The sequence below is a fragment of the Sphingobium sp. C100 genome (assembly GCF_000508185.1).
In the GTDB taxonomy this organism is placed as follows: domain Bacteria; phylum Pseudomonadota; class Alphaproteobacteria; order Sphingomonadales; family Sphingomonadaceae; genus Sphingobium.
Map to the genome: position 1 here is coordinate 1 of NZ_AYOY01000205.1, position 19,072 is coordinate 19,072.

A 19,072-nucleotide genomic window follows, 5' to 3' on the forward strand; every position below is an offset into this window, starting at 1 on the left:
CCGCGAAGGCTGGGGTCTCAGGCAAGGCGGAATAGCGTTGGAAAAATGCTGCCCATATCGCTGCCCGCTCCGGCCGAGATTCCAGCCTGCGCCGGCATGACGTAGAAAATTAGGATTGGCTGTTAACGGGCGGAATGAGGGCAGTCACCGCTCACACTCCAACAGCCTGCAATGCCCGCCCGCGCGTCCTTACATTTCCTGCAATCGCCTTTGACCGCATTGCATTTGCGAAATGTCCCCAGCAAGCGCAGAGATTTAGCCATGCTGCAACGCAGCAAAAATCCAACCGAGGCTTGTCCATGTTTTCCCTGCTGTCGCTCTATTTCGCCTATCGCCGTGATGTCCTTATGGCCGAACGCCATGTTGCGGGGCTTGTGCGGACGCAGGCGCAGGCTGCTGACACCGTGACTCCGGCGCCGATCGAAGAATTGCCGCTCGCAGCCTGATCGACGCGAAAGGGCGGCCTTCCTTTCGGAACGCCGCCCTTTGCGTGCTCTGCGATGACTGGCCGGATCAAGCGGCCAGGAACATATCCGGGTCCAGCGCCATCAAGGATTCGGCGCCGCCTTCGATCTTGCGGCGCAGCGATCCCGCGTCGGGCATGATCCGCTCGGCAAAGAAGCGCGCCGTCACCAGCTTGGCCTCCAGATATCTGGCGTCGCCTTCGCCCGCATCGGTCAGCGTGGTGGCGGCCTTCGCCATGCGCAGCCACATCAGGCCGGTCGCGACGATACCCAATATGTGCATATAATGATGCGCGCCGGCCCCGGCATTTTCGGGGTTCTTCATCGCATTCTGCATCAGCCACATGGTCGCCGCACCCAACTGGCCGCTGGCCTTTTCCAGCGCCTCGGCAATGGGGGCCAGCTTGTCATTGCCCTTGGCCTCGGCAACTTCCTCGCCGACCATCTTCAGGAAGGACTGGAGCGCCCGGCCGCCATGCATGGGCAGCTTGCGGCCGACCAGATCCATCGCCTGAATACCGTTGGTGCCTTCGTAGATCTGGGCGATGCGCGCGTCGCGCACATACTGCTCCACGCCATTTTCCCAGATATAGCCATGGCCGCCGAACACCTGCTGGCAGGCGACGGCCACGTCAAAGCCCTTGTCGGTGCCATAGCCCTTGACCACCGGGGTCAGCAGCTGGAGCAGGTCGTCGGCCGCCTGCCGCTCTTCCTCGCTCGCGGCATAGTGCGACAGATCGACCTGCGCGGCGGTCCACAGCGTCAGCGCGCGCAGCCCTTCGGTCAGGGCCTTGGATTCCATCAGCATCCGGCGCACGTCGGGATGGACGAACAGCGTGTCGGCCTTCTCGTTCGGTTCCTTCGGCCCGGTCAGGGCGCGGCCCTGACGGCGGTCCTTGGCATAATGGACCGCGTTCTGGAAAGCGATCTCCGCCTGACCCAGCCCCTGAAGGCCGACGCCGAGGCGGGCCGCGTTCATCATGATGAACATGGCGGCCAGGCCCTTATTCTCGTCGCCGACCATCCATCCGGTTGCGCCGTCATAGTTCATGACGCAGGTCGCATTGCCGTGAATGCCCATTTTGTGCTCGATCGAACCGCAGGACACGGCATTGCGCTCGCCCAGCGACCCGTCTTCCTGCACGAACATCTTGGGCACCACGAACAGCGAAATGCCCTTGCTGCCCTCGGGCGCGTCGGGCGTCTTGGCCAGGACGAGGTGGATGATATTGTCGGCCAGGTCATGCTCGCCCGCCGAAATGAAGATTTTAGTGCCGGTGATCGCATAGCTGCCATCGGCCTGCGGCACCGCCTTGGTCTTGATGAGGCCCAGATCCGTGCCGCAATGCGGTTCGGTCAGGTTCATCGTGCCGGTCCATTCGCCCGACACCATCTTGGGGACGTAGCGCTGCTTCAGTTCGTCGCTGCCCTTGGCCAGCAGCGCGGAAATCGCCCCGGTGGTAAGGCCGAAATACATTTCGAAGCCCTGGTTGGCCGCCGTCATATATTCGCCCAGCGCGGTTGCGAGGACCATCGGCAGCCCCTGGCCGCCGAAAGCCTCCGGCGCGTGCAGCGTGGTCCAGCCGCTTTCGACATATTGGTCATAGGCCGCCTTGAAGCCAGTCGGCGTCGTCACGCTGCCGTCCGCATGGCGGGTGCAGCCTTCCTTGTCGCCCACGGCGTTGAGCGGAAACAGTATTTCGGCGGCCATCTTGCCGCCTTCGGTCAGGATGGCCTCGACCAGGTCGGGCGTGGCGTTTTCGAAACCGGGCAGGTTGGCGTAGCGGTCCAGCCCGACGACATGGTCCAGCACGAAGCGGGTGTCACGGACGGGGGCGGCATAGCTGGGCATGATCTTCTCCTGATATGTTATTCGCAAGCAGGGGGCAGGGGTTATTGCTGTTCGATGGTTGCAACGAAGCTCGCCAGTTCGGCGATGGCGGCGTCGATATCGGCCTTCTGCCGCGTCAGCAGGTCGATGCGCGCCTTGCATTTGTCGACCGTGACGCGCCGTTGCGCCTCATGTTCCTCATCGGCGTCGTAAAGGTCGATCATCTCGCGGATTTCGGTCAGGCTGAAACCCACTCGCTTGCCGCGCAGGATCCAGGCCAGACGCGCGCGGTCGCGGCGCGAATAGATACGCGACAAGCCTTGCCGCTCCGGCGAGATCAGCCCTTCATCTTCGTAAAAGCGCAACGCGCGGGCGGTCACGCCAAATTCCTCGGACAGATCGGTAATGCTGTATCTCTGCCGTTCGCTCTGGTCGGGCAGTTCGATGCCGGCGATGCTGCTGCGCGTGTCCATAGTGCGGATATAACCCTGCTTTACGTTTACGTCAAGGTGAATGAAAGAGTCGCTGTCGTCCCGTTCCATGGTCCTTTTGCCCTAGTGACAGGCGGGGGCCAAGCCGCTACGTCCCGCGGCATGATGGGGGCGATCAGACAGGGCGAAGGGACGCGCGGATTGCTGGCGGCGCTGGCGCTGCTCGTCCTGGCGATTCAGCTTGTTGCGCCGTCGGGCTTCATGCCGGTGCGCACCGAAAGCGGCGTCGTGGTGACGCTGTGCACGGGCACCGGACCTGTCAATGTCGTTGTCGACCGGGGGCAGGCGCCCGAGCGCCGGGACCATCGCCCCGACGACGGCATGACCGGCCAGCAACATTGCCCCTTCGCCGCCTCGGTCCAACCGGCCGTGCCGCCTCTGGTACTTGCCGACCTGCCGCTGCCGGCCTGGCAACTGGCGTTCGGCCCTATCGCCTTCGCGCTCAAGACCGGCCTGATCGCGCGCCTCGCCGCGCCTCCGCCGCCCTCTTCGGGGCCGCCCGCCACTTTCTGATTCTGAACTCGCTCCGAAGTTGGGACGGCGTGTTCCTGCGCAAGCAGGAACCCATTTTCGCCGCCTCAACGAGGCTCCTGCCTGCGCAGGAGCATGGAGCAATTGCCTCGGGGCAGACGCAGTCATGTGTCGCTTCGTCATTCATTTCAGAAAGCTACGATCCCATGCGTCCCATCCATGTCACGCGCAGCCTGCCGCTGTGCGCCCTTGTCCTGATCCTGTCCGCATCGCCCGCCCTTGCCGAAGACGCCGCCGACCAGAGCGCGATCATCGTCACCGCCAGTCCCATCGTCGAAGAAGCCGCTGCGCGCGTCCAGCGCACGCCGGGCGGCGTCGATGTCGTGGCGGCGGACGAATTTCAGGACAAGCTCGCCGTTTCGCTGCGCGACGCGCTCAGCTTTTCGCCGGGCGTCTATACCCAGCCGCGCTTCGGGCAGGAGGTCCGCATTTCGATCCGTGGTTCGGGCCTCTCGCGCGGCTATCATATGCGCGGTCTCACCTTGTTGCAGGACGGCATCCCAATCAACGCCGCCGACGACAATGGCGATTTCCAGGAACTCGATCCCCAAATCTTCCAGCATCTGGAAGTCTATCGCGGTGGCAATGCCTTGCGCTTTGGCGGCTCCACGCTGGGCGGCGCGATCAACGCTGTGACGCCCACTGGCCGCAGCGCGCCGGGAGCGGAACTGCGCGTCGATGGCGGCGGTTTCGACACGCTGCGCGGCAAAGCCGCCTATGGCTATGCCGATGACCGTGGCGACGCCTATGCCGCCATCACAGCCGACCGGTCCGACAGCGACCGCACCCATGGCGACCGCAAGGCGCTGCGCTTCAACGGCAATGTCGGCGTGAAGCTGAGCGACCGGGTCGAAACCCGCTTCTACGCCAGCGCCCAGACGATCCGCCAGCATCTCGCGGGCGCGCTCAGCGAAGACGCGGCGCTGAACACCCCGTCCAGGGGCAATGTAGTTGGTGACCAGGCCCGCGACATCGACTCGATCCGATTGCAGAACCGGACTACCGTTGCGATCGGTGCTGGAACTGTCGCTTTCGGTGTCTATTTTAACGCCAAGCAACTGTTTCACCCCATTTATCAGGTGATCGACCAGAAGTCGGAAGACCGGGGTGTTTTCGCCAGCCTCGACCTGGCGGGCGACCTGGGCGGGATGCCGGTCGAACTGACCCTTGGCAGTCAGGCGCGCTTTGGCCGGACAATCGCCAAGCAGTTCGTCAACATCAACGGAAAGCGCGGCGCCCCGACCGCTTATGCGGTGCAGAAGGCGCAGACGATCAACAGCTATGGCGAAGCGCGGATCGCGCCGCTGCCCGGTTTCTGGCTGGTTGCGGGCGGCCTCTACAGCCATGGCGAGCGGCAGGTCGACAATCGCTTCGCCCCAGAGCGCAGCGGCAAGGCTGATTTCGACGCCTTCGCGCCGAAGATCGGCCTGCTTTACCAGCCATCGGAAACGGTCCAATTCTATGCCAATTACAGCCGTTCGGTCGAAATGCCGGGCTTAAGCGAACTCAGCCAGGCGCCCACGGGCGGCGCGCCGGGTTTCACCCCGGTCGGCCTGCAAAAGGCATGGACGGCGGAAATCGGCACGCGCGGCCGGCTGGGCATCGCCGCCTGGGACGTCAGTCTCTACCGCGCCGACATAGAAGGGGAGATGCTGCAATATAGCACCGTCGCCGGCACCATCCCCGCCGCGACGTTCAACGCCGATCGAACCCGGCATCAAGGGATCGAGGCGGGGCTGGACCTGACCCTGACGCCCTGGGCCACCCTGCGACAAGTCTATCAATATAGCGATTTCCGCTTCCGCGAGGATATCCAGTTCGGGAATAACCGCTTGCCGGTGATCCCGCGCCATTTCTACCGCGCGGAACTGAAGCTGGGGACGGATCGGCTGTCGGTTTCGCCGTCGGTGGAATGGCTGCCGCAGGGCGCATGGATCGACTATGCCAACAGCAAGCGCGTGGGCAGCTATGCGTTGTTGAACCTTGGCGCGCAGGCGCAGGTGCGGGACGGCGTCACCCTGTTTCTCGACGCCCGCAACCTGACGAAGGAACGGGCGATCGGCGACATCAGCGCGCTCGTCCGCTACACGGCCGATGATCCCGCCACGCCCGCCGATGAAGGCAGCGTCGCTTTCTATCCGGTCGAACGCCGCGCCGTCTATGCCGGCGTGCGCGCCCGTTTCTGATGGAGCGGACCATGGCGGAAGGCGCATTTTACCGGGCGATGTGGCGCTGGCATTTCTATGCCGGGCTGATCGTCCTGCCCGTGCTGGCGCTGATGGCGGTCACCGGCGCGCTGTATCTCTACAAGCCGGAGATCGAAGCGCTGGTCTATCCGGTGCGGCTGCCGCCCCGTGCCGCCGCGCCGTTGCTCCCTCCCTCGCGGATCATCGCCGCCGTTGAGCGGCAGGGGGGCGCAAAGGCGACTGCCGCCGCGCCGTTGCTCCCTCCCTCGCGGATCATCGCCGCCGTTGAGCGGCAGGCGGGCGCAAAGGCGACGCAACTGCTGCGCCCGGCGGCGGGGGAAAGCTGGCGGGTCACGACCCGTTCGCCAGAAGGCGGCGAACGGGTGCATTTCGTCGATCCACGGGACGGCCGTATCCTCGGCCAGATGCGCGACGGCGGCGTCATGCAGACGGTGAAGACTATTCACAGCCTCACCATCACCGGTCCCATCGGCAATCGCGTGGTGGAGGTGGTGGCCGGCTGGGCGATCATCCTGTGCGTCACGGGCCTCTATCTGCGCTGGCCCCGACGCGGCCAGCCGGCTCTGGCGATCCGGGGCAGGGCGGGGGGACGCCTGTTCTGGCGCGACCTGCATGGCACGCTTGGCTTCCTGTCGGCGGCGGTGATCCTGTTCCTGGCGGTGACGGGTATGCCATGGACCGACGTCTGGGGTGGCGGCCTGCGCGCGGTGATCGCCGCCAATGGCGCGGGTCGCCCGCCGATGAAGGTCAATCCCTGGGCGCCGCCCGCGAAGCAGGCCCTGCCATGGACTTTGCGCGATGGGGATGCGCCGACCAGCAGCGGGGGCGGCGACATCGGCATCGACGCGGTTGCGCGCATCGCCGCCCGGCGCGGCCTGTCGTCAGGCTATCAGCTTTTCCTGCCCGCCGCGCCCGGCGCGCCCTATCTGGTCACGACGATCACCACCCGCGCCGACGAGGCCCGCGCCATCGCGATCGACGCCGCCAATGGCGCGCTGTTGCAGGACATGGACTGGCGTCAGTTCGGCATCGGCGCGAAATCGGTCGAATGGGGGATCGCCACCCATCAGGGCCAGCAATATGGCGAACCCAATCGGTTGCTGATGCTGGCGGGGTGCCTGTGCCTGCTGGCGCTCTGCCTCACCGCGCCCATCCTTTGGTGGAAGCGCCGACGGGACGGACGCTTGTCCGCGCCGCCCGCTGCCACGCCGGGCGCGAAACGGACCGTAGCCGCCTTGATGCTGGCATTGGGCCTGCTCTTCCCGCTGACCGGGCTCAGCATGGTGGCGGCGCTGGCGGGCGAGTGGCTGGCGTGGCGGATGCGGCGGGCCTGACGCGCGGACAATTCCCTTTCGCGCGCCAAGCGATTATGGGCACGCCATGATCCGTCTGTCCGGCCTGAAACTGCCCCTCGACCATCCGGCCGAGGCGATGCCCGCCGCCATTTGCCAGCGCCTTGGCCTTGAACCGCATGAATTGCGTGGCCACAGCCTGGTGCGGCGCGGCAATGACGCGCGGCGCAAGGCGGCGATCCAACTCGTCTACACGCTTGATGTCGATGTCGTTGACGAGGTTGCCGTGCTGGATCGCTTCGCCGCCGACCATGAAGTCCGCCCCACGCCTGATACCGCCTACAGGTTCGTCGCCCATGCCCCGGACGCCTGGCGCGGCAAGCGGCCGGTGGTGATCGGCGCTGGCCCGTGCGGCCTGTTCGCCGGCCTCATCCTCGCCCAGATGGGCTTCCGGCCGATCATCCTCGATCGCGGAAAGGTGGTTCGGGAACGGACCAGGGATACTTGGGCGCTATGGCGCCGGGCCGAGCTGAACCCCGATTCCAATGTCCAGTTCGGCGAAGGCGGGGCGGGCACCTTCTCCGACGGCAAGCTCTATTGCCGGGTAAAGGACCCGCGCTTCCTGGGCCGCAAGGTGCTGGAGGAGTTTGTCGCCGCCGGCGCGCCCGATGATATCCTGTGGGAAGCACATCCCCATATCGGCACGTTCCGCCTCGTCACGATGGTCGAATCGATGCGCCGCCAGATTGAGCAGTTGGGCGGCGAATATCGCTGGCAGCATCGCGTCGATGATCTGGTGCTGGAGCGCCAGGGCGATGGCAGGCAGCAATTGCGCGGGCTCGTCCTCCAGGACGGCGGCGTCATTGAAACGGATCATGTCATCCTGGCGGTCGGCCACAGCGCGCGCCCGACGTTCGAGATGCTGCATGACCGTGGCGTCCATATGGAAGCCAAGCCCTTCTCGATCGGCGTGCGCATCGAACATCCGCAAAGCTGGATCGACCGCGCCCGCTACGGCACATGTGCGGGCCACCCGGACCTCGGCGCGGCGGCCTACAGCCTCGCCCATCACTGCGCCAATGACCGCACGGTCTACAGTTTCTGCATGTGTCCGGGCGGCCGCGTGGTCGCCGCCGCGTCGGAGGAAGGGCGCGTCGTCACCAATGGCATGAGCCAATATAGCCGCGCCGAATTCAACGCCAATTCGGGGTTGGTCGTCGCCATCGACCCGGCGCGCGACTATCCGGGCGGGCCGCTCGCCGGCATCGCATTCCAGCGCCATTGGGAAACGCAAGCCTATCTCGCGGGTGGGTCCAGCTATTGGGCGCCGGGGCAGACGGTTGGCGACTTTCTCGCCGGGCGGCCCTCTACGTCGTTGGGATCGGTCGAACCCTCCTACCAGCCGGGCGTTACCCCCACCGACCTGTCGCGCTGCCTGCCCCCCTTCGTCATCGATGCCTTTCGCGAGGCACTCCCCGTGTTCGGTCGCCAGCTTGCCAATTACGATCATCCCGACGCGGTGATGACGGGCGTGGAGACTCGCACTTCGTCCCCATTGCGCATCACGCGCGGCAAGGATTTTCAGAGCCTCAATATCGCCGGACTCTATCCGGCGGGCGAAGGCGCGGGCTATGCCGGCGGCATCCTGTCCGCCGCCATCGACGGGATCAAGGTGGCCGAGGCGGCGGCGCTCGCCATGGTGAACGACAAGGTCTGAGGGAACGACCGCGCCGGCATCGTCTTGACGATGAGCGGCATGGAATCGTCACCTATTTGTCGCGCAATCGACGCGGCATGGTCATCACTACGTCAATGGCGCGTCATTCTCGCGGGCTAGATGTCCGTCATGTTGACCCATATTGACCGCTGCGTGCGCATCTCCCCGGCCGACAAGGCGCGGCTGCGCATCCTCTTCCTGGCCAAACATGCCCGCGCGAGCGGAGCGCCTGATTCGGTGGACGGCAATCACGCCGTCTATCATCATGAAATGCGCACCACGATGGAGGAGATCGGCCTCAACATCCGGGTCGCCAACAGCTATGAGGCGCTGTTCGATCGGCCTGATGTCGATTTCGTCGTCACCCTGCTCAATCGCGGCGGTTTTCAGAATAGCGAAATGATGGCGCCGCTGCTGCTCAGCTGGCGCGACATGCCCTTCATGGGCGCAAGTCCGATCCTGCGCGGCGTGTCCGACGACAAATATCTCAGCAAGCTGATCGCCAGCGCCCATGGCGTGCCGACCATGCCCGCGCAGGTCTTCCGTCGCGGCGGCCTTGTCGCGGAACCGGCCTTCCGCGCAGAACGGCTGGTGGTAAAGCCCAATGCGTCCTCCGCTTCCTGGGGCCTCGCCATGGTCGATAACTGGGCCGAAGCGCGGTCGCAGATCGATTATCTCCATGGTGAGGGCCATGATGTTCTGGTCGAGGCCTGGGCGCCGCTGCTCGATGTCGCCGTCCCGGTCGTCGGCGGCAGCGGTGGCCAGCCCTGGATTTTGCCGCCGATGATGTATGTCCCCGCCGACCCCCATCGCGCCCGCAGTCATGAGGAAAAGCGCGGCTTGGTCGATGCGGGCGACGACCCGCTTGTGCTGGTCGAGGATCGGGGTCTGCTGATGCAGTTGGAGGACATGACCCGGCGGCTGTTGCCCGAGCTTTGGCCGTTCGACTATGGCCGTTTCGAATTCCGTTACGATCCCGTCAGCGGCGCTGTGCAGTTCATGGAAGTGAACCTGTCCTGCAACCTCTGGTCGAAAAAGACCATTTCGCGGGCGGCCCGGTCGATCGGGGTCGATCATCAGATGCTGGTCGAAACCATCATCGGCCATAGCCTGGAACGGCAGGGGCTGCTGAACGAAGCGCCGCTGAGGGTCGCGGCCTGATGGACCGCCAGGGGGATGCGCTGACGACGGCGCTTGTGCTCGCCGGGAAACGCGATGGCGCTACCGATCCGCTTGCGCTGGAAGCCGGCGTCACGCACAAATGCCTGGTTCCGGTCGCGGGCCAGCCGATGCTGCTCCATGTCATCGATACGCTGGCGGCCAGCGAGCATGTCGGACAGATTCGCGTCGCTATCGAGGAACCGGCGGTGCTGGACGGACTGCCGCAATTGCGCGACCTGATCGCCGCCGGTCGGCTGATGCCGGTCGCAGCTCGCCCCAATCTGGTGGATTCTGTCCTGGCGGCGGCAGAAGGCGCGCCATTCCCGCTGCTGATCACCACGGCAGACAACGTCCTGCTCACCCCACCCGCCGTCGCCGACATGCTGCAAGGCTGCAAGGCGCAGGGGGCCGATGCGGCGGTGGCCTTCACTCGTCGCGATTCGGTGCTGGCGGCGCATCCCGAGGGCCAGCGCAAATTCTACCGCTTCGCCGAAGACAGCTATTCCAATTGCAACACCTATTGGCTCAAGGATAGCGAGGCGCTCGCTGCGGCCGAAACCTTCCGCAGCGGCGGCCAGTTCGTGAAGCATCCCATGCGTATCATCGGCGCCTTCGGCCTGCTCAATCTCATCCGCTTTCGGTTCGGCATCGGCACTTTGGCGGAGACCTTCGCGCGTTTCTCCCGCCGCTTCCGCATGACCATCGCACCTGTGATCCTGTCCGATGGCGCGGTGGCGATCGATGTCGACAATGCCCGTTCCCATGGCGTTGCAACCGAACTGCTCGAACGCCGCGCTCCGGCCATGCAGGCCGCGGAGTAAGACTTGCTCACCATACGCGCGGTCCCACGCCGGGACGAGAATAGCCTGCTGGCTGCCTATCATGGCGGGCTGCGCGCGCATTGGCCCGCTGCCACGCGCGCACTGTCGCAACTGCTGGCGAGCGCGGGGCGGGGCGGCTGGAGCCCGGCGGAAAGGCTGCTGCTGTCGGAAGAGGTGCGGCGTGCAGGGCTGTCGATGCGCGACCGCAAGGGGCTGCACCGGCTGCTCAATCCCGCCGCCTTTCCCTTCACCGCCAACCCGCTCAAGAACAAGCAACTCTTCGCCTGCGTCGCGCAGCAGGCCGGCCTGCCCATAGCGGCGGCGTGCGATCCGGCGCGTGAGGATCTTGCGGTATGGCTGGCGGGTGAAGCCGACATCATCGCCAAGCCCAGTTTCCAGTCCAAGGGGCAGGGGGTGGAGCGATTCAGGCGAGAAGGCGCGGGATGGCATGGGGCGGACGGGCCGATTGCCGAAGCCGCCCTGCGCACGCGCCTGCTGGGCCTGTGGCGCGGGGGCGGTGTGATCCAGCGCCGCTTGCCGACGCATCAGGCACTGGTCGACCTGTCGCCGAGCGCGCTGCCGACCCTGCGCGTCGTCACTTGCCTGGATGAAACGGGCGCGCCCGAAGCCTGCGACCTGGCGCTGCGCCTGTCGGCGGGCGGCGCGCGGCCGGTGGATAATTTCAACGCCGGCAATCTGGTGCTGGGGATTGACGATCAGGGCCGGTGCCTGCCGGCCTGGCTGGGCCGTGACGGGCCGCCGACCCCGTATGACCGGCACCCGGCCACCGGCGCCGCGATCGCCGGTACGGCCGTGCCCGATCTTGCCGAGGCGATCGCTCTCGCCTGTCGCGCGCATCAGGCGTTCGCCACCGGGTTCACCGTCATCGGCTGGGATGTCGGCCTGACGAGCAATGACCCGATGCTGATCGAAGGTAACTGGAACCCCGGCACCGACATTCTCCAACTGGTGAACGGGCAGGGGCTGGCCGAAACGCGTCTGGGCGCGCTCTATCGTCATCATCTTGCCACGTTGCCGGCCGGACGTTGGCGCTCGGCGCGGGTGATGGAATGGGACCGGCGCGGCCGGTGATCTGCATCTATGTCCATGCCCTGGTCGCGACCGGCGTGGTGCGCAATGCCCGGCTGATCGCCGCCGATCTGGCTGCGCAAGGCCATGAGGTCCAGTTGCTGACCGCGCTGCCGGGCGGGGAAGGGGTGCCGGGCATCGTCCATCACGCTCTGCTGCCTCACGCGCGCGGTTCCAGGTTACGCGAAAAGATGGATGCTGCGCTGGCCTTGCGTCGTTATTTGCGTCGCGCGCGACCGGCGATATTGATTTCGGCTGGCAACCACGGCCATGGCACGGCATGGGCCGGCAGCCGCGGCGTTTCCGGCCTCAAGCGCGTCTATCGCATCAGCAACGACGTCATGCGGGTCATCCCCGGCGCGCCCTCGGGCGGACTGAAGCGCTGGGGCCGGACCGCGATGGCGCGCCTGGTCGCGGCCGATGCCGCGCATCTCGTGCTGGTATCGCCGACGCTGGCGGACACGCCGGCCTTTGCAAAGGCCGGCCGCACAGGCCGACTGAGCGTCATCGCCAATGGTATCGACGCGGCCGCTTCGCGGACGCACGTGGGCGATAGTGCGCCGCATGACTGGCTGGGCGGGCCTGTGCCTGTCATCCTCGCCATCGGCCGTTTGGCGCCGCAGAAGAATTTCGGCACCCTGCTGCGCGCCTTCGCGCTGCTGCGACGCGCGCGCGCCGCGCGCCTGGTCATCCTGGGTGAAAGCCGCGACGACGCACGCGCACGGTTGATGACGCAGGCCCACCAACTGGGCATCGGTGACGATCTGGCATTACCCGGCACCGTCGCCAATGTCTTTCCCTGGCTCGCCCGCTGCGATGCGTTCGTGCTGCCGTCCTGGTGGGAAGGATCGGCGAATGTGCTGTTGGAAGCCCTGGCGGTCGATGCAGCCTGCGTTGCCTCGGTGAGTGCGGGTAATGCGGCGCAACTGCTCGATGAAGGTCGGCACGGCCTGCTGGTGGACCCGTCCGACGCGCAGGCCATGGCGAATGCCATGGCTCGACAGATCGATCCTCTTACGCGCATTCGCCCTGGCGATCGCATCGACCGGTTCGGTATGGACAGCGTGTCTGCGGGCTGGTCGCGGCTGGTGGATCAGTTGCTGACCCGCTAGTCGCGGCCCGGCGATGCGCGTCAGCCGAGCAATCGCCAGCCTGCGATCATCAGCACGAGGGCGAGCAATGGTTGCAGCACCCGTTCCGACACTTTCGATGCCAACATCGACCCGATGATGATCCCCGGTATGGAACCGGCGAGCAGGCTGAACAGCAGCATCAGGTTGAAATTGCCGATCCACAAATGCCCGAGGCCCGCGACTAAGGTCAGCGGCACGGCATGAACGATGTCCGTCGCGATCAGCTTTTGCAACCGCATCCGCAGCGGATAGAGGGCCAGCAACAAGGTAGCGCCCAGGGCGCCCGCGCCCACCGATGTCAGCGTGACCATGGCGCCCAGCAAGGCGCCCGCGGCCACGGTCAGCCCAGCTTGATAGCGCAAAAATGTCTTCGCCGTATCCTGGCGCGCATGGACGGCCATATGGTGAAAACGACCACGGAACATCGTGGCGACGGCGGTCAGGATCAGCACTCCCCCCAGCGCGTTCATGATCAGGCCGCCCTTGATCTGCTGGGCATCGATCCGGGACAGTAGGATTATGACGATCAGGGCTGCGGGCAGGCTGCCCAGGCACAGGCGGCGAATCACCTCATAATCCGGCCCACCCTCCGCTCCGCCATGATGATGGTGAACGAACCCCCCTACCGACTTGGTGATGGCGGCGAACCACAGGTCGGTGCCGACCGCTGTGGCCGGCGAGACTCCAAACAAAAGGATGAGGATCGGCGCCATCAACGATCCGCCGCCCACGCCGGTCATGCCCACCATGGCGCCGACGAACAGTCCGGCAACCGCGTGCAACCAATCCATTCACACCCCCCGACCAGCAACCTCGTCACATCGCGGTTGCTTTCAGGGGCATATCGGCAGTGTTGTACCGCGAACAGTCCTTTTTCTCGATCTGTCGCAATCGGGGTGACTTCCGTCTCATCATCCGATTCCGCATTTCGCGTTCGGCGAGAAAATGCCGCCGCGCGGCCGCGCCGGATTGCATCGACAGATTTGCCCCAATAAACAGGAAGGCAATACACGGATTTATTTACTCTATCCGTGCTATTGCGCTGAATGCACCGTTTGTTTGCCGCGCTTTGGACAGCCACTAGGGATAGCCGACCATTTCTTCCATATCTCCTTCATCTTCCGTCTACCCGGTCATCCTTTCGGGAGGCGCAGGGACGCGCCTTTGGCCCGCATCTCGACCGGAATGTCCAAAGCAATTCATGGCGTTGGTCTCAGAACGATCGATGTTGCAGGAAACAATGTCACGGACGATCGGAATCCCGGGCTTCGAACTGCCGCTAATCGTGTCGAGCGCGGCGCAGGGTGCGCTTGTTCAGCAACAACTGGTCGCGGCAGGGCATGGCACGTCGGCCATCCTCCTCGAACCGGAAGGACGCAACACCGCACCAGCTATTGCGATCGCGGCGGCTTGGATCGCAGCGCGCGACCCACATGCGCTGATGCTGGTGATGCCGTCGGACCATGTCATTGCGGATCTCGCCCGCTTTCACGCGGTCGTTGCTTCGGCCTTGCCGGCGGCTCGGGATGGACGTCTCGTCACTTTCGGTATTCAGCCTCATTATCCCGAAACCGGCTATGGCTATATTTCCAAGGGCGAACCGCTCGACGCTGACGGCGTGGTTCATGCGGTAGCTGAATTCGTTGAAAAGCCGCCGCGTGCTCAGGCTGAAGCCTATCTCGCGGGCGGACGCCACTATTGGAATGGCGGCATCTTCCTGTTCAGCGCGGGCGTCCTGCTTGAAGAATTGGAACGTCATGTGCCCGACGTTCAAGCCGCTGCGACGGCGGCAATGGCGGGCGCGCGGTATGAAGCAGGCTTTATCCTGCCCGACCGGGATGCCTTTTGTGCCAGTCCCAACGTCTCGATTGACATTGCTGTGATGGAGAAGACCGACCGGGCGGCGGTCGTGCCTGTCGACATGGGATGGTCTGATGTCGGCTCCTGGGGGGCGCTATGGGCCGTTCGCGCCCAGGACGGCAATGGCAATGCGATTAAAGGGCCAGCGGTCAGCATCGATGGCGCCGGCAATCTCATCTATGTCGATGGCGGTCCGCCGGTCGCGACTCTCGGCCTGCGTGATTGCGTCATAGTATCGACGGCGCAGGGCGTACTGGTCATGCCGCGCGATCGGTCGCAGGACGTCAAGATGATCGTGGAAAAAGTGGAAACCACCGGCTTTGACTGAGCGACTTCGCTCTCAGGCCGGGCTCGCGATCAAGGCGGCCGCCGCGCCGTCCGCGCTCATGATGCAATCGCCCGATAGCAGCCAGCATTCTCCCTGCGCCCAGCGCTGGCGACCGCATGAACCACTGCCGCTAAGCGGGATGAACCATAGTTGCAATTCGTCCGGCAAGGCGATGGGACCGGACTGGCGCCAATGATGAAGGCTTACCCGGAATGGCGCGCCGACCGGCGAGAGCAGGCCAAGATCATCGTCCTGGGGCAGGCGTAGCACCGGGCGGTCATAAGGCGCCAGCCGGCTGACAGCAAGGCCTTGGTCCAGATGAAGTTCTCTTGGCCGCCCATAGTCATAGAGGCGGTAGGTGATATCGACATTCTGCTGGATTTCAGCCAGCGTGATCCCTGCGCCAATCGCATGAACGGTGCCGGCCGGAATGAAATAGCAGTCGCCTGGCGCGACGGGCTTCCAGTCGATGATCTGTTCGATCGAACCATCCAGCGCAGTTGCGCGAAAAGCTTCCGGGGTCATCTCCCGCTTGAGGCCGATACCCAGCACGGCTCCAGGTTCACAATCGACAATATACCATAGCTCTTCCTTGCCGCTGGGAAGACCTGCCGCCCGCGCCGCCTGGTCATCGGGATGCACCTGGATCGACAACCGTTCGCTGGTGAAGATATATTTGACCAGCAGTGGCGGCTGTTCGTCCGGACCATCCTCAAACCAGATTTCGCCAATTTGCCGTCCGGTCATATCCTGGAACGGCGCGGGAAGGGTTTGCCAGCCCCAGGGCTTGTCAACCAGCCGTGGCTGCAACTTGCGCATGGTGTCAGCTGGCACGGCGATCCTCGCGCCGCGTCATTTGCTCACGGCGTTGTCGATCGCGACCAGCGGCAGCACCGTCGACGCGAACAGGCTGATTATACGCTGCACTTCGGCAACCGGGTTATTCGATACGTAGAGCACGTCCTTATTGTGGACCGGGAAATGTTGCATCGCAAAATAGGTTCCAGGGTCCTTCATATCGACTCGATAGATGACGGGAATGCGGCCGTCTGGGCCGGCTGCCACATCGGCGCCCCGGTTAGGCACGAGCGCCGGATCTTCCCAGCGGAACAGGAACACGCCCTTGGCGTCGGCGCGCCCGTCCTGCAATCCACCGATCCGGCCCAGCGCCTGTGCCAGGGTGATGCCCGTCGCTTCGAAATTCACTTCCTCATTCTTGCCCACAGAGCCGAGCGCGGTGAAGCTATAGGGCTGGAACAGGGCGGTTACGACGTCGCCGGGCCGCAATACGACATTTTGCTTGGGATCGCTGATGACGGTTGCCATTGGCATCGCATAGATCTGCCCGTCGCGGCTGATCTGGATGGTCGTCTTGTCGGCCGGCGCCTTGGTGCCGCCGCCTGCCGCGATCGCATCCAGCACGCGCTCGCCCTTGGGCGTCAACGGCATCCGCATACTTTGGGTCACTTCGCCCACGACCGATACATTGGCGCTCTCGTTGCGGACCAGGCGCACGGCCACTTGGGGCAGATGCGCCTTGCCGCGCAGGCGCACCGTAATGTCGCGCTCAATCTCGGTCAGCGTGCGGCCGGCAACCGGCACGAGTCCGGCGAAGGGAACGGAGATTTGACCGGACTGACCGACCAGAAACTCGGGCAAGATGGTTGCGCGGCTGGTATCAACCGAACTCATGCTCGGGTTCGAACTGAAGAGCACGGCCGGCGGCGCTTCCCAGATCGTGACCGCCAGCACGTCGCCGGCCCCGACAGTTTCGCCTACTGCGGAAGAATAGCCCAGCGCCGTTGAAAAATCAGGCGGGGAAATGCGGGGGCGTTCCGCCAGCATTCGCTCGTCCATATGGATAACCTGGATGCCCTTGATCGATACACTGGAGCTTTCCCCGGCCTTCGTCACGCGCTGCGTACCCGGTCCAATCGACGTGCAGGCAGCGGTCGCCAGCAGCGCAGCGGTCAGGCAAAGGCGGGGAAGGCGTGTGCCGATCCGACGGTGCGACAAGCGATTCATGAAGTCTCCTAATGCCTTAAGGGCTAAACCTGGCATCCCGGACCAACCGGTTTTGATGCCGTCATTTCAAACAATAGGGCGGGGTCGGTTGCAAGACATTATCGACCGGCCGCCGCCCTGTCACCTCATGCCGTCAGCATCCAGCGCAGCGTCTCCTCGAGCGGAACCCGCGCAAGCGGCCCGATCATCGATTCGATCCGCGCCGCATTGCCACATAGGGTTTTCACCTCATCCGTCCGCACGAACGCCGGATTGACCCGCACGCCGAAATCATGACCGGAAATGCGACGGACGCTGTCCAGAATATCTTGCAGGCTCTTGGCTATGCCCGAACATATATTGAACGTCCCGCCGATCGCCTCCGGCGTATCCAGCAAGCGAGCATAGGCGTCGACGACCATGCGCACATCTGAAAAATCCCGCGCGACATCCAGATTGCCCAATTCGATGGCCGGCGCGCGACGATGGGCATGGGCAACGATCTTGGGGACGAGGAAGCTGTCGGACTGGCCGACTCCGGTATAGTTGAATGGCCGCGTGACGATGATCGGCAATCGCGACGAGGCGAGGCCGCAGATCAATTCTCCCGCCACCTTGGTAATGCCATAATCGTTGGCGGGGTCGGGTGGCATCGTCTCGTCCAACATGCCCGCACGCCCATTGCCATAGATGTTGGCGCTGCTTGCGACGAGGATTGTTCGCGGTCTGCGTTCCATCCTCTCGATTGCCGTCAGCAGGTTCCGCAGGCCAATTATATTGGTCTGGTACATGTCCGCGAGATCGCCATGCGCGACGAAGGCGATCGCGGCCAAATGCACGACATGGTCAGGCTGCACCTCGTTCAGCACATGGCGCAGGCCCTCCAGGTTCGCGAGATCGCAGATATGGACGTCGGCAACGTCTGCGCTGTGCTGCGTGACCGGTTCGCGTAAAAGGCCGCTGATCCGGTGACCCTGTTGGGCGAGCCGCCGGGCCAGATATTGGCCGGTGAAGCCCGCCACGCCCGTGATCAGGGTTCTGGTCATCGCCGTCTCCGATCAGAAACTGATGCCGGCCTCATTGCGGCGCAGGTCCGCATGGACCATCATGTCGCAAAGCTGTTCCAGCGAAGTTTGGGGCGCCCATCCCAGTTTTTCTCTCGCGTAGCCGGCGTCGCCGATCAGCAGGTCGACCTCGGCAGGTCGGTAGAAACGGGGATCGATCCGCATCAACGTCCGGCCAGTGGCCGCGTCAATGCCGACTTCGGATTCACCCTCGCCGGAAAACTCTATGTCACGCCCTGCCGCCCTGAACGCCAGGCGCACGAAATTGCGAACAGTTTCGGTGCGGCCTGTGGCGAGTACATAGGTGTCCGGCTCGTCGGCCTGGAGCATTCGCCACATACCCTCGACATATTCCTTGGCGAAACCCCAGTCGCGCCTGGCGTCAATATTGCCCAGCAGCAAGCAATCGAGTTTGCCGAGCGCGATCTTGGCGACATTGTCGGTGATCTTGCGAGTCACGAATTCGCGGCCGCGCAGCGGACTTTCATGATTGAACAAAATGCCGCTGCACCCAAAGATGCCATAGCTTTCGCGATAGTTGACGGTGCTCCAATGGGCGTAGAGCTTGGATACGCCATAGGGGCTACGGGGCCAGAAGGGGGTCGTCTCGGTTTGGGGAACGGTCTGCACCTTGCCGAACATCTCCGACGTGCTGGCCTGGTAGAAGCGGATGGCCGGATTGACGATGCGGATCGCCTCCAGCAGGTTGAGCGGCCCTATTCCGGTGATCTGGGCGGTGGTCAGCGGCTGGTCGAACGATACGCCGACAAAACTCTGGGCCGCCAGATTATAGACCTCTGTCGCCTCCGATTGCTGCAACAGCCGGATGGATGATGACAGGTCGGTCAGGTCATATTCGATCAGGCGCAATTCGGGATGGTCTGCAATCCCCAATTCTTCGATGCGCCAGAAATTCACCGAACTGGTGCGGCGAAAAGTGCCGTAGACACGATAGCCTTTGCTCAGCAGCAGTTCGGTGAGATAGGCGCCGTCCTGACCGGTAATGCCCGTGACGATTGCTGATTTCATCGGTCGGCCTGGCGAGCTTAGAGAGCGTTACCCGCGGCGCCGACGCGGGA

At 64.3% G+C, this 19,072-nt stretch carries 17 protein-coding genes; 10 read left to right on the plus strand and 7 right to left on the minus strand.

Translation table 11 applies throughout. From position 1 onward, the window contains the following. Positions 1-299: 299 nt before the first annotated feature. Entirely contained in the window at positions 300-446 is a 147-nt protein-coding gene (locus tag C100_RS48790) for a hypothetical protein (RefSeq protein WP_024021922.1), read from the plus strand. Positions 447-513: 67 nt separating this feature from the next. Here C100_RS48790 and C100_RS45870 read toward each other — a convergent pair whose 3' ends face one another. After that, positions 514-2,316, minus strand: a complete 1,803-nt coding sequence (locus C100_RS45870) for an acyl-CoA dehydrogenase C-terminal domain-containing protein (protein WP_024021923.1) — start codon at positions 2,314-2,316, stop codon at positions 514-516. Between the two features lie 41 nt (positions 2,317-2,357). Further along, positions 2,358-2,768: a MerR family transcriptional regulator gene (locus tag C100_RS45875; RefSeq protein WP_024021924.1), complete on the minus strand. Its 411-nt coding sequence runs from the start codon at positions 2,766-2,768 to the stop codon at positions 2,358-2,360. 120 nt (positions 2,769-2,888) lie between these two features. On the opposite strand from C100_RS45875, the gene C100_RS45880 reads away from it, so the two are divergent. From C100_RS45880 to C100_RS45915, 8 genes are all read left to right on the plus strand, one after another. Then, complete coding sequence (locus C100_RS45880) at positions 2,889-3,299, plus strand: DUF2946 family protein (RefSeq protein WP_024021925.1); 411 nt, start codon at positions 2,889-2,891, stop codon at positions 3,297-3,299. Positions 3,300-3,463: 164 nt separating this feature from the next. Then, positions 3,464-5,503, plus strand: coding sequence for a TonB-dependent receptor family protein (locus C100_RS45885; RefSeq protein WP_024021926.1), 2,040 nt, complete (start codon positions 3,464-3,466; stop codon positions 5,501-5,503). Positions 5,504-5,514: 11 nt separating this feature from the next. Next, positions 5,515-6,858: a PepSY-associated TM helix domain-containing protein gene (locus C100_RS45890; RefSeq protein ID WP_031310312.1), complete on the plus strand. Its 1,344-nt coding sequence runs from the start codon at positions 5,515-5,517 to the stop codon at positions 6,856-6,858. A 46-nt stretch (positions 6,859-6,904) separates the two neighbouring features. Next, entirely contained in the window at positions 6,905-8,533 is a 1,629-nt protein-coding gene (locus C100_RS45895) for an NAD(P)/FAD-dependent oxidoreductase (protein WP_024021928.1), read from the plus strand. Between the two features lie 129 nt (positions 8,534-8,662). Then, on the plus strand, positions 8,663-9,694 hold the full coding sequence (locus C100_RS45900) for a phosphoribosylglycinamide synthetase (protein ID WP_031310313.1): 1,032 nt from the start codon (positions 8,663-8,665) through the stop codon (positions 9,692-9,694). Next, positions 9,694-10,515, plus strand: coding sequence for a nucleotidyltransferase family protein (locus tag C100_RS45905; protein ID WP_024021930.1), 822 nt, complete (start codon positions 9,694-9,696; stop codon positions 10,513-10,515). Before C100_RS45900 ends, C100_RS45905 begins: the two co-directional genes overlap by 1 nt. 3 nt (positions 10,516-10,518) lie before the next feature. Further along, positions 10,519-11,607, plus strand: coding sequence for a sugar-transfer associated ATP-grasp domain-containing protein (locus C100_RS45910; RefSeq protein WP_024021931.1), 1,089 nt, complete (start codon positions 10,519-10,521; stop codon positions 11,605-11,607). Further along, the gene (locus C100_RS45915) at positions 11,604-12,716 is read left to right on the plus strand and encodes a glycosyltransferase (RefSeq protein WP_031310314.1); all 1,113 of its coding nucleotides are present in this window, start codon (positions 11,604-11,606) and stop codon (positions 12,714-12,716) included. The genes C100_RS45910 and C100_RS45915 overlap by 4 nt, the downstream gene beginning before the upstream one ends. A gap of 20 nt (positions 12,717-12,736) precedes the next feature. On the opposite strand, the gene C100_RS45920 is transcribed toward C100_RS45915, so the two are convergent. Next, positions 12,737-13,528: a sulfite exporter TauE/SafE family protein gene (locus C100_RS45920; RefSeq protein WP_024021933.1), complete on the minus strand. Its 792-nt coding sequence runs from the start codon at positions 13,526-13,528 to the stop codon at positions 12,737-12,739. A gap of 344 nt (positions 13,529-13,872) precedes the next feature. Here C100_RS45920 and C100_RS45925 point away from each other — a divergent pair, with 344 nt between their 5' ends. After that, complete coding sequence (locus C100_RS45925; RefSeq protein WP_327194965.1) at positions 13,873-14,925, plus strand: mannose-1-phosphate guanylyltransferase/mannose-6-phosphate isomerase; 1,053 nt, start codon at positions 13,873-13,875, stop codon at positions 14,923-14,925. A 12-nt stretch (positions 14,926-14,937) separates the two neighbouring features. Here the strand turns inward: C100_RS45925 and C100_RS45930 are convergent, their stop codons facing one another. The 4 genes from C100_RS45930 to gmd form a co-directional block, all read right to left on the minus strand. Beyond that, positions 14,938-15,759 carry a class I mannose-6-phosphate isomerase gene (locus C100_RS45930; RefSeq protein ID WP_235219147.1) on the minus strand — a complete coding sequence of 274 codons (822 nt, stop codon included), beginning with the start codon at positions 15,757-15,759 and terminating at the stop codon, positions 14,938-14,940. 18 nt (positions 15,760-15,777) lie between these two features. Continuing rightward, positions 15,778-16,950 carry a polysaccharide biosynthesis/export family protein gene (locus C100_RS45935; RefSeq protein ID WP_024021936.1) on the minus strand — a complete coding sequence of 391 codons (1,173 nt, stop codon included), beginning with the start codon at positions 16,948-16,950 and terminating at the stop codon, positions 15,778-15,780. Between the two features lie 125 nt (positions 16,951-17,075). Next, complete coding sequence (locus C100_RS45940) at positions 17,076-17,975, minus strand: NAD-dependent epimerase/dehydratase family protein (protein WP_024021937.1); 900 nt, start codon at positions 17,973-17,975, stop codon at positions 17,076-17,078. 12 nt (positions 17,976-17,987) lie between these two features. Beyond that, complete coding sequence (gmd, locus tag C100_RS45945) at positions 17,988-19,022, minus strand: GDP-mannose 4,6-dehydratase (RefSeq protein WP_024021938.1); 1,035 nt, start codon at positions 19,020-19,022, stop codon at positions 17,988-17,990. Positions 19,023-19,072: the final 50 nt, after the last annotated feature.

Excerpts from the sequence above, each read along its gene's own strand:
- C100_RS48790 (WP_024021922.1), top strand. The coding sequence starts at position 300 with ATGTTTTCCCTGCTGTCGCTCTATTTCGCCTATCGCCGTGATGTCCTT.
- C100_RS45870 (WP_024021923.1), bottom strand. The coding sequence starts at position 2,316 with ATGCCCAGCTATGCCGCCCCCGTCCGTGACACCCGCTTCGTGCTGGAC.
- C100_RS45875 (WP_024021924.1), bottom strand. The coding sequence starts at position 2,768 with ATGGACACGCGCAGCAGCATCGCCGGCATCGAACTGCCCGACCAGAGC.
- C100_RS45880 (WP_024021925.1), top strand. The coding sequence starts at position 2,889 with ATGATGGGGGCGATCAGACAGGGCGAAGGGACGCGCGGATTGCTGGCG.
- C100_RS45885 (WP_024021926.1), top strand. The coding sequence starts at position 3,464 with ATGCGTCCCATCCATGTCACGCGCAGCCTGCCGCTGTGCGCCCTTGTC.
- C100_RS45890 (WP_031310312.1), top strand. The coding sequence starts at position 5,515 with ATGGCGGAAGGCGCATTTTACCGGGCGATGTGGCGCTGGCATTTCTAT.
- C100_RS45895 (WP_024021928.1), top strand. The coding sequence starts at position 6,905 with ATGATCCGTCTGTCCGGCCTGAAACTGCCCCTCGACCATCCGGCCGAG.
- C100_RS45900 (WP_031310313.1), top strand. The coding sequence starts at position 8,663 with ATGTTGACCCATATTGACCGCTGCGTGCGCATCTCCCCGGCCGACAAG.
- C100_RS45905 (WP_024021930.1), top strand. The coding sequence starts at position 9,694 with ATGGACCGCCAGGGGGATGCGCTGACGACGGCGCTTGTGCTCGCCGGG.
- C100_RS45920 (WP_024021933.1), bottom strand. The coding sequence starts at position 13,528 with ATGGATTGGTTGCACGCGGTTGCCGGACTGTTCGTCGGCGCCATGGTG.
- C100_RS45935 (WP_024021936.1), bottom strand. The coding sequence starts at position 16,950 with ATGAATCGCTTGTCGCACCGTCGGATCGGCACACGCCTTCCCCGCCTT.
- C100_RS45940 (WP_024021937.1), bottom strand. The coding sequence starts at position 17,975 with ATGACCAGAACCCTGATCACGGGCGTGGCGGGCTTCACCGGCCAATAT.
- gmd (WP_024021938.1), bottom strand. The coding sequence starts at position 19,022 with ATGAAATCAGCAATCGTCACGGGCATTACCGGTCAGGACGGCGCCTAT.